This is a genomic window from Tropicimonas sp. IMCC6043, assembly GCF_004146235.1.
GTDB lineage: Bacteria > Pseudomonadota > Alphaproteobacteria > Rhodobacterales > Rhodobacteraceae > Tropicimonas.
The window spans coordinates 1-366 of sequence record NZ_SELO01000178.1 but is presented as its reverse complement, the minus strand read 5'-3'; the positions used below and the strand labels follow the sequence as shown (position 1 = coordinate 366).

General features: G+C 57.1%; 1 pseudogene. It reads right to left on the bottom strand.

Annotated elements, in window-relative coordinates:
- Positions 1-344 (bottom strand): annotated as a pseudogene (locus EU800_RS26315) (transposase); the annotation flags it as partial.
- Positions 345-366: the final 22 nt, after the last annotated feature.

The window sequence follows — 366 nt, the reverse complement described above, 5'->3', positions numbered from 1 at the left end:
CCGACGCTCCGATACCTTCATCTCGCTGCGGATCAGGTCGATACAGGCTCGACGACGAGCGGGGCTCAGAAGTTTCCCCGTGCCGCCTCCTTCAGAATGAGCTTGTCCAGTGTGAGGTCTGACACCGCCTTCCTCAGCCGCTCGTTCTCTTTCTGAAGGCGTTTGAGTTCCTTCAGTTGGTCGGTTCCCATCCCACCATACTGCTTCCGCCAACGGTAGTAGGTCTGCTCCGTTATGCGTACCTCGCGGATCGCATCAACGCGTGCCATGCCTTGCCCGACAAGCACATCAACCTGCCGCAACTTCTGAACTATCTCCTCTGGCTTGTGCCGCTTGTTTGCCATTCTCTGTCCTCCGCTTCCTAAA